A 9,682-nucleotide genomic window follows, 5' to 3' on the forward strand; every position below is an offset into this window, starting at 1 on the left:
GCCCCCTCCGGACGCCGGTCTCACTCCCCCCGCATCCACTGCTCCATCACCGACAGCAGGTGATCGGGGTCGACCGGCTTGGTCACGTAGTCGGAGGCGCCCGACTCGATCGCCTTCTCGCGGTCGCCCTTCATCGCCTTCGCGGTGAGCGCGATGATCGGGAGCCCGGCGAACTGCGGCATCCGGCGGATCGCCGTGGTCGTGGCGTAGCCGTCCATCTCGGGCATCATGATGTCCATCAGGACGACCGCCACGTCGTCGTGCTGCTCCAGCACCTCGATGCCCTCGCGGCCGTTCTCCGCGTACAGCACGGACAGGCCGTGCTGCTCCAGGACGCTGGTGAGCGCGAAGACGTTGCGGATGTCGTCGTCGACGATCAGCACCTTCTGCCCGCCGAAACGGATGCCGCGGCTCGACGGCCGGGGAGCCGGCTCCTGCTGCTCCACGCCCGACCACTGCTCGGGCTCCGGAGCGGGCCGCTGCTCCAGCGTGATCCTGCGGCGGCGCCGGAACAGCGCGGCCGGACCGCTCTGGGTGTCCCGGTACGACCTCACCTCGGCCGGCGTCTCGACCTGCGGTCCGGTCAGCTCGGCCGAGGCCACCGGGTCACCGGCCTCCAGCGCGGGCATGGGCTGCTGGTAGCCGTTCGGGGGCAGCTCGCTCGGGTGCAGCGGCAGGTACAGCGTGAACGTCGAGCCGCGGCCCGGCTCGCTCTGCGCGTGGATCTCGCCGCCGAGCAGCTGCGCGATCTCCCGCGAGATGGACAGCCCCAGCCCCGTACCGCCGTACTTGCGGCTGGTGGTGCCGTCGGCCTGCTTGAACGCCTCGAAGATCACCCGCATCTTGCCGGCCGCGATGCCGATGCCCGTGTCGCTCACCGAGAACGCGATCAGGTCCGCGTCCGGGTCGGTCAGCGAACCGGCCTCCAGCAACTGCTCCCGGATGGCCTGCGGGACATCGTCCCGGGCGGGCCGGATGACCAGCTCGACCGACCCGGAGTCGGTGAACTTCACCGCGTTGGACAGCAGGTTGCGCAGCACCTGGAGCAGCCGCTGCTCGTCGGTGTGCAGCGTGGTCGGCAGCTCCGGCGACACCCGCACCGACAGGTCCAGGCCCTTCTCCGCGGTCAGCGGCCGGAAGGTGGCCTCCACGTAGTCCACGAGCTGGACCAGCGCGATGCGCGTCGGGGAGACGTCCATCTTGCCCGCCTCGACCTTCGACAGGTCCAGGATGTCGTTGATGAGCTGCAGCAGGTCGGACCCGGCGCCGTGGATGGTCTCGGCGAACTCGACCTGCTTCGGGGAGAGGTTCCCCTCCGCGTTGTCGGCGAGCAACTTCGCCAGGATCAGCAGCGAGTTGAGCGGCGTACGCAGCTCGTGCGACATGTTGGCGAGGAACTCGCTCTTGTAGCGCATGGAGACCGCGAGCTGCTCGGCGCGCTCCTCCAGGACCTGCCGCGCCTCCTCGATCTCGGTGTTCTTCACCTCGATGTCGCGGTTCTGCCGGGCCAGCAGCTCGGCCTTCTCCTCCAGTTCGGCGTTGGACGCCTGGAGCGCCTTCTGCCGCTGCTCCAACTCCGCCGACCGTTCGCGCAGTTGCTCGGTCAGCTCCTGGGACTGCGAGAGCAGCCGCTCGGTCCTGGTGTTGACCGAGATGGTGTTGACGCTCGTCGCGATCATCTCGGCGATCTGGTTGAGGAAGTCCTTCTGGATGTGCGTGAACGGCGTGAACGAGGCCAGCTCGATGACGCCGAGCACCTTCCCCTCGAACAGCACCGGCAGCACGATCACCTGCGCCGGCGGCGCCTCCCCGAGCCCCGAGGAGATCTTCAGGTAGCCGCTGGGCGCGTTCTCCACCAGGATCGTGCGCTTCTCCATGGCGGCCGTCCCGATGAGCCCCTCACCGGGCCGGAACGACGTCGGCATGGACCCCATGGAGTAGCCGTACGAGCCGAGCATGCGCAGCTCGAACTGGTCGTCGTCCGCGGCGTTCAGGTCCTCTCCGTCGACCAGCGGCATCGCGAGGAAGAACGCGCCGTGCTGCGCGGACACCACAGGCGTCAGCTCGCTCATGATCAGCGAGGCCACGTCCTCCAGGTCACGGCGTCCCTGCATCAACGCCGAGATGCGGGCGAGATTGCCCTTGAGCCAGTCCTGCTCCTTGTTGGCGATCGTGGTGTCGCGCAGGTTGGCGATCATCTTGTTGATGTAGTCCTGGAGTTCCTGGATCTCCCCGGACGCGTCCACATCGATCTTCAGGTTCAGGTCGCCGCGGGTCACCGCGGTCGCCACGCGCGCGATGGCACGCACCTGCCGGGTCAGGTTCCCTGCCATCTCGTTCACGGACTCGGTCAGGTCCCGCCAGGTGCCGTCGACGTCACGCACGCGCGCCTGACCGCCCAGCTGCCCCTCGGTGCCCACCTCGCGGGCCACCCGGGTGACCTCCTCGGCGAAGGAGGACAGCTGGTCGACCATCGTGTTGATGGTGGTCTTCAGCTCGAGGATCTCCCCGCGCGCGTCGATGTCGATCTTCTTCGTCAGGTCGCCCTTGGCGATGGCCGTCGTCACCATGGCGATGTTGCGCACCTGACCCGTCAGGTTGGACGCCATCTGGTTCACCGACTCGGTGAGGTCCTTCCACGTACCGGCCACACCCGGCACGTGCGCCTGGCCGCCGAGGATGCCGTCCGTGCCCACCTCGCGGGCCACCTTCGTGACCTGCTCGGCGAACGCGCTCAGCGTCTTCACCATGATGTTGATGGTGTCGGCGAGCTGCGCCACCTCACCGCGCGCCTCGATGCTGACCTGCCGCGACAGGTCGCCGTTGGCGACGGCGGCGGACACCTGGGAGATGTTCCGCACCTGAGTGGTCAGGTTCTTCGCCATCAGGTTGACGTTGTCGCTCAGGTCCTTCCAGATGCCCGTGACACCGGGCACGTGCGCCTGGCCGCCCAGGATGCCCTCGGTGCCCACCTCCCGGGCCACCCGCGTGACCTGCTCGGCGAACGACGACAGCTGGTCCACCATCGTGTTGACGGTGGTCACCAGCTCGAGGATCTCGCCCTTCGCGTCCACGGTGATCTTCTTCGACAGGTCGCCCTTGGCGACCGCCGTGGTGACCTCGGCGATGTTGCGCACCTGGAGGGTCAGGTTGTTCGCCATGCCGTTCACCGACTGCGTGAGGTCCTTCCAGGTGCCGGAGACACCCTGCACCTCGGCCTGACCGCCGAGGATGCCCTCCGTACCCACCTCCCGGGCCACCCGCGTGACCTCCTGGGCGAACGACGACAGCTGGTCCACCATCGTGTTCAGCGTGTTCTTGAGCTCCAGGATCTCCCCGCGCGCGTCCACGGTGATCTTCTGCGACAGGTCACCGCGCGCCACCGCGGTCGCCACCTGGGCGATGTTGCGGACCTGCGCGGTGAGGTTGCCGGCCATGCCGTTCACGGAGTCCGTCAGGTCCCGCCACACACCGGCGACCCCGGGCACCTGCGCCTGACCGCCCAGCCGGCCCTCCGTACCCACCTCACGGGCCACCCGCGTCACCTGGTCGGCGAAGCTCGACAGTTGGTCCACCATCGTGTTGATGGTGTTCTTCAGCTCCAGGATCTCACCGCGCGCGTCGACGTCGATCTTCTGCGACAGGTCACCGCGCGCGACGGCCGTCGTCACCTGCGCGATGTTGCGCACCTGACCCGTCAGATTGGACGCCATCGAGTTGACGGAGTCGGTGAGCTCCTTCCAGGTGCCCGACACGCCGTCCACGCGTGCCTGACCGCCCAGCCGACCCTCCGTACCCACGTCCCGGGCCATCCGGGTGACCTGGTCGGCGAAGCTCGACAGCTGGTCCACCATCGTGTTGACGGTGTTCTTCAGCTGGAGCATCTCGCCGGAGACGTCCACGGTGACCTTCTGCGACAGGTCACCGTTGGCGACCGCCGTCGTCACCTGGGCGATGTTCCTCACCTGTCCGGTGAGGTTCCGGAACGCCGTGTTGACGGAGTCCGTCAGGTCCTTCCACGTCCCCGCCGCCCCCGGCACCTGTGCCTGGCCGCCCAGCTCACCCTCGACGCCGATCTCGCGCGCCACGCGCGTGACCTCGGCGCCGAAGGAGGACAGCTGGTCCACCATCGTGTTGACGGTGTTCTTCAGCTCCAGCATCTCACCGGCCACGTCCACGGTGACCTTCTGCGACAGGTCACCGTTGGCGACCGCCGTCGTCACCGCCGCGATGTCCCGCACCTGAGTGGTCAGGTTCCGGAACACCGTGTTGACGGAGTCCGTCAGGTCCTTCCACGTCCCCGCCGCCCCCGGCACGTTCGCCTGACCGCCCAGCCGTCCCTCGGCCCCGACCTCGTTGGCGACCCGCGTGACCTCGTCCGCGAAGATCCGCAGCGTCTCGGTCATCTGGTTGATCGTCTCGGCGAGCTGCGCGACCTCGCCGCGCGCCGGCACCGTCACCTTCCGCGACAGGTCACCGTTGGCGACCGCGGTCGTCACCTCGGCGATCCCGCGCACCTGCGCGGTGAGGTTCCCGGCCATGGTGTTGACGGAGTCGGTGAGCTCCTTCCACACGCCGTCCACCCCGGGCACCTGCGCCTGGCCGCCCAGGGCGCCCTCGGTGCCCACCTCGCGCGCGACCCGGGTCACCTCCGAGGAGAACGCGGAGAGCTGGTCCACCATCGTGTTGACGGTGTTCTTCAGCTCGAGCATCTCGCCCTCGACATGCACGGTGACCTTGCGCGACAGATCACCGCGCGCGACGGCCGTCGTCACCAGCGCGATGTCGCGCACCTGCGCCGTCAGCCGCTCCGCCATCGTGTTGACGGAATCCGTCAGATCCTTCCACGAGCCGGACATACCGCGTACCTGGGCCTGCCCGCCGAGCTTGCCCTCGGTCCCCACCTCACTGGCCACACGCGTGACCTCGTCGGTGAACGTCGACAACTGGTCGACCAGGTTGTTCACCGTCCGCGCGACCTTCAGGAACTCGCCCCGCAGCGGATGCCCGGCCCCTTCGGGCGCCGCCTGCGTACGCAGCTCCATACGCGGCGACAGATCGCCCTCGGCCACCGCCGACAGCACCCTGTTGACCTCGGAGACGGGCCGCACCAGGTCGTCGACCAGCGCGTTCGAGTTGTCGATCGCGGTCGCCCAGGACCCCTCGGAGGCCCCCGTCTCCAGCCGCTCCGTGAGTTTTCCCTCACGCCCGACCATGCGGCGCACCCGCGCCAGCTCACCCGTCAGATGCAGATTGCGGTCGGCCACCTCGTTGAAGACCGCCGCGATCTCCGCCATCACGCCGTCGCCGGACACCGTGAGCCGCTTGCGGAAGTTCCCGTCCCGCATCGCCACCAGCGCCGTCATCAACCGGTTCAGGGCCGCCGTGTCCACCGTCGTGGTCCCGCCCCGCGCCCTTCCCGGCTTGCTCAGGGACTGTCCGCCTTTCGCGCGCGTCGTCTTCGTGCCCCGCGTCGCTGCGCCAGACTCCACTGTGTCCCTCCCGCAGGGGTCGACCGTTACCGCTGTTCCTGGGTGCCACCACACTCGGCGGCCCCGCTGATGCCGCTTCTCCGTACTGCCGCCCGGCGCGATCCGCGTGCTGGACCGCTTCCCGGGCTGCTGCCCACTGTGAGCGGCGGGCACTCGCCCCGTCCGGACGTTTGCAAGAAGCCCGCCCAGTGTTCCACCATGCCGACCCAGGACCGTAACTCACAACGTCGCTCCTCGTTGAGCAGCGGGGCAGGGCTTGTCCTTCGCCGGATTCGGATCCAGCGAGAAGCGGGCCTTCGGGCCAGGCGGAGTCACAACAGTGCGGCAGCTTCTCGAAGCTCGTCAGCCGACCTGTGCCGCGAGACGCGTCGCGTCGGTGTTCAGGGGTATCCCTCCGGAGGATGCGAGGGGATACCCCTGAACACCGATCCACTGGCCGACTACCCTGTACCGAGCGAGCCGGGGAATCGGGCATGGAGGGGCAGGGGCCGCCGACATATGGGGAGTTCTGTGATCACCGCGCGCGCGGCCGCCAGCTTCGAGCCCGTGGGGCGATCGGTCGCGAGCGCCCGCTCCTTCGTCCGCGACACCCTGCAGGGCTGGGGCTTCGGTGACATCGCCGACGACGCCGTGGTCCTCACCAGCGAACTGGTGACCAACGCCGTGGTCCACGCCGGCACCTCCGCCGACCTCCTCTGTCTGCGCAGCGACGAAGGCGTACGGATCGAGGTGGCCGACCGGTATCCGGAGCGGGAGATCCCGCTCCAGGGCTCCGCCGTCACCATGGGCAGCGCCGATCGCGAGGGCGGCCGGGGACTCCAGCTGTGCGCGGCCCTGGCCGGCCACTGGGGCGTGGACTACACCCCCACCCACAAGACCGTCTGGTTCCAGCTCGACCTTCCCGAGCGCCCGGTCGGCACCCGCACCGCCGGCCCCGCCCTGCCGGCCCACCTCCTCCCGCTCGCCGACACCCGGGTCCGCGTCGCCGTGGTCCAGATCGACCGGGCCGGCTCCGTCACCGCCTGGAACGAGGACGCGGAGGAACTCTTCGGCTACTCCGCCGAGCAGGTCACCGGCAAGCCTCTGACCGACTTCGCAGCCTGGCCGCACACCCCGGGCACCGGCACCGGCATCGCCGACGCGCTCCAGCTCTCCCGCTGGGAGGGCAGCTACGGCATCAGGGGCGCCCACGGCCGAGTGATCCCCGTGTACGCCTCCCACCTGCGGGTCCGGGACACCGACGGCGAGCCGTCAACGGTCTGCCTCCTGGTGCGGAACCACGAACGGGCGGTTCTGCAGACCCCGCTGCGCGGCCCCGCGTCCGACAAGTCCGGCACCTCCGAGGGCCAGAGCACCGACCCCTTCGAGGTGTTCATCGGCTCCCCGGCCCCGGACGACCTCGACGGCCTGCTCCAGCGCACGGTGGAACGCGCCCGCGACATGCTCGACGGCGACTCCGCCTTCCTGCTCCTCGCGACCGACGACGAGACGGAACTGGAGGTCCGCGCCTCCACCGGCCTCCCCTCGGCCCGCCAGCGCTTCGCCCGCGTCCCCGTCGAGGCCGGCCCCGGCCGCTACGGCTCCGCCCGGATGCCGGCCGTCCACGAGGACCTCACCGCCGTCCCCGGCGCGGTACCCCTCCTCAACAGCACCGGCATGCGCTCGGTCGTCACCGTCCCGCTGAAGGTCGAGGGCCGCCTCACCGGCTCCCTCGGCGTCGCCGCCGAGGCACCCGGCAGGTACTCCAACGAGGAGGCCCTGCGCCTGCAGTTCGCGGCGGACCGCATCGCGCTCGCCGTCGAGTCGGCCCGCCTGGGCGAGCTGGAGCGCCTGCGCCGCGGCTCGCTCAGCTTCCTCGTCGAGGCCTCCGACCTGCTGGCCGGCACCCTGGACCGGGACCAGACCCTGGCCCTGATGGCCCAGATGACCGTGCCGACCCTCGCCACCTGGTGCGCCGTCTACACGATCGCCGACCAGGCCTCCGAGCCGTACCTCTCCTACGTCCTGCACGAGGACGAGGAACTGATCGACGGCATCAAGTCCCTGCTGTCGAAGATCGCCCCGCCCGACCCGGTCCCCACCCCCGGCGCCCGCGTCTGGTCGGCGCCCGCGGAGGTCGCCCACCAGGCGGCCCTGCGCACCTCCATGCGCAGCCTCGGCCTCAGCGGCGGCCCGACCCGCCAGGTCACCACGGGCATCGGTCCGACCCTCGCGACGGCCTCCGCGGTCGGCGGCGAGACGGTGGTCCTCCCCCTGGTCGCCCGCAACCGGGTCATCGGCATGCTGACGCTCGGCAAGCCGACCGACGAGCACTTCCGCCAGGAGATCCTGGAGCTCGCCGAGGACCTCTCCCGACGGGCCGCCCTGGCCCTGGACAACGCCCGCCTCTACTCGGAGCGCACGGCCATCAGCCAGTCCCTCCAGCGCAGCCTCCTGCCCCCGGAACTGCCGACGATCGACGGCGTCGAGGTCGAGGTCATCTACCGCGCGGCCGGCGAGGGCAACGAGGTCGGCGGCGACTTCTACGACCTCTTCCCGATCAGTGACGGCGCGTACGGTTTCGCCATCGGCGACGTCTGCGGCACCGGCCCCAACGCGGCGGCCGTGACCGGCCTCGCCCGGCACGCACTCCGACTGCTGGCCCGCGAGGGCCTCAGCGGCCCTGCCGTCCTGGAGCGCCTCAACTCCGCGATCCTCGACGAGGGCGCCCGCAGCCGCTTCCTCACCCTCCTCTACGGCGAGATGCGCCCGCAGGACGACGGCAGCGCGGAACTGAAGGTGGTCTGCGCCGGCCACCCCCTCCCGCTCCGCCTGCGCCAGGACGGCACGGTCGAACCGGCGGCGGAGCCGCAGCCCCTCCTCGGCGTCATCGAGGACCTGGAGTTGTACGAGCAGACGGTCACCCTCGATCCCGGCGACGTCCTCCTCTGCGTCACCGACGGTGTCACCGAACGCCGCGAGGGCCCTCGGATGCTGGGCGACGACGGCCTCGCCGACGTCCTGACCACCTGCACCGGTCTGACGGCCGGCGCGGTCGCGGCCCGCATCATGCGCGCCGTGGAACGCTTCGCCTCCGAACCCCCGTCCGACGACATGGCGATTCTCGCCATGCGCGTACCGGGCCTGCACACGGATTAGCGGAGGCCCTCCCGCAGGGCATGAGAAAGGCCCCGCCCGAATGGGCGGGGCCTTTCTGTCCGAGCCCCCAAACGGAATCGAACCGTTGACCTTCTCCTTACCATGGAGACGCTCTACCGACTGAGCTATAGGGGCCTGTTGCCGTGTGCGGGGTTTCCCGCTCGGCAACGGAATAGATCATACCCCGAACGGACCCGTGCTCCCAACCACCGCTCAACCGGTCGGCTGGAGCAACCCGCCCAGCACGTTGCACGCCGCCGCGATCCGCTGCATGTCCCGCTTGGTCAGCGACGCGTCCACGGGAAGCGCGAGCGTCTCGTCGGCGGCCCGCTCGGTCTCGGGCAGGGACACACACCGCCGGAACTCGGGCATCCGGTGCACGGGAGTCTTCACCGGCACACGGCACTCAACACCCTTGCCCCGTATGGCGCGCGCGAAGGCGTCCCGGTCGGGCCGGCCGTTCCCCGGCACCCGCACGACGTACTGCTGATAGGTGTGCCCGACTCCGCTCTCGGGCGTCCGCACACCCCTCAGCTTGGCGTCGAGGAACGCCGCCCGCTCCCGCCGCTGAGCCATCTCGTCGTACGACGCCTCGGATTCACCGTGCTCCAGCACCAGCAGCCCGTGCCGACGGCCGAGCGTGTGGAACCGCCCCACGTCGGCGGGCCTCCCGAAGCGATGCACGACAACGACGGCTGCCGTCCGGGGAGTTACGACCGCCTCCACCGCAGCCGGCTCCAGGCAGTACGTCGCCGGATCTATGTCGGCGAACACCGGCAACGCCCCGGCCATCGTCACGGCTTCGGCTACTTCCACGTTCCCGAAGGCCGGTACGACGACCTCGTCACCCACTCCGACACCAGCGGCCCTGAGCAGTGCAACAGTACTCATGAAGTGGATGCTCGTTGCGCAACGTGAACGTCAAGTGACGCAGAACAAAAAAGGGTTGGACCCTGAACCGAAGTTCAGGGTCCAACCCTTTTTAAGAATTGTTCGGGGGCGAGCTACAAAACCCCAAGGTCCCCCCAGCACAACCAGGAAATGATAAACAA

Annotated in this window: 3 protein-coding genes and 1 tRNA gene; 1 reads left to right on the forward strand and 3 read right to left on the reverse strand. The window is 69.6% G+C overall.

Features of this window, described 5'->3' with window-relative positions; all coding sequences use genetic code 11:
- Positions 1–20: 20 nt before the first annotated feature.
- Entirely contained in the window at positions 21–5,492 is a 5,472-nt protein-coding gene (locus ACFXAE_RS24010; RefSeq protein ID WP_384718274.1) for a HAMP domain-containing protein, read from the reverse strand.
- Between the two features lie 498 nt (positions 5,493–5,990).
- On the opposite strand from ACFXAE_RS24010, the gene ACFXAE_RS24015 reads away from it, so the two are divergent.
- On the forward strand, positions 5,991–8,630 hold the full coding sequence (locus tag ACFXAE_RS24015) for a SpoIIE family protein phosphatase (protein ID WP_384718276.1): 2,640 nt from the start codon (positions 5,991–5,993) through the stop codon (positions 8,628–8,630).
- A gap of 62 nt (positions 8,631–8,692) precedes the next feature.
- On the opposite strand, the gene ACFXAE_RS24020 is transcribed toward ACFXAE_RS24015, so the two are convergent.
- Both ACFXAE_RS24020 and ACFXAE_RS24025 read right to left on the reverse strand, forming a co-directional pair.
- Positions 8,693–8,765 (reverse strand) — tRNA-Thr (locus tag ACFXAE_RS24020).
- A gap of 78 nt (positions 8,766–8,843) precedes the next feature.
- Positions 8,844–9,521 (reverse strand): DegT/DnrJ/EryC1/StrS family aminotransferase, encoded by a 678-nt coding sequence (locus tag ACFXAE_RS24025; RefSeq protein ID WP_384718278.1) that lies wholly within the window; start codon positions 9,519–9,521, stop codon positions 8,844–8,846.
- Positions 9,522–9,682: the final 161 nt, after the last annotated feature.

The organism is Streptomyces sp. NPDC059454 (assembly GCF_042749965.1).
Taxonomy (GTDB): Bacteria; Actinomycetota; Actinomycetes; order Streptomycetales; family Streptomycetaceae; genus Streptomyces.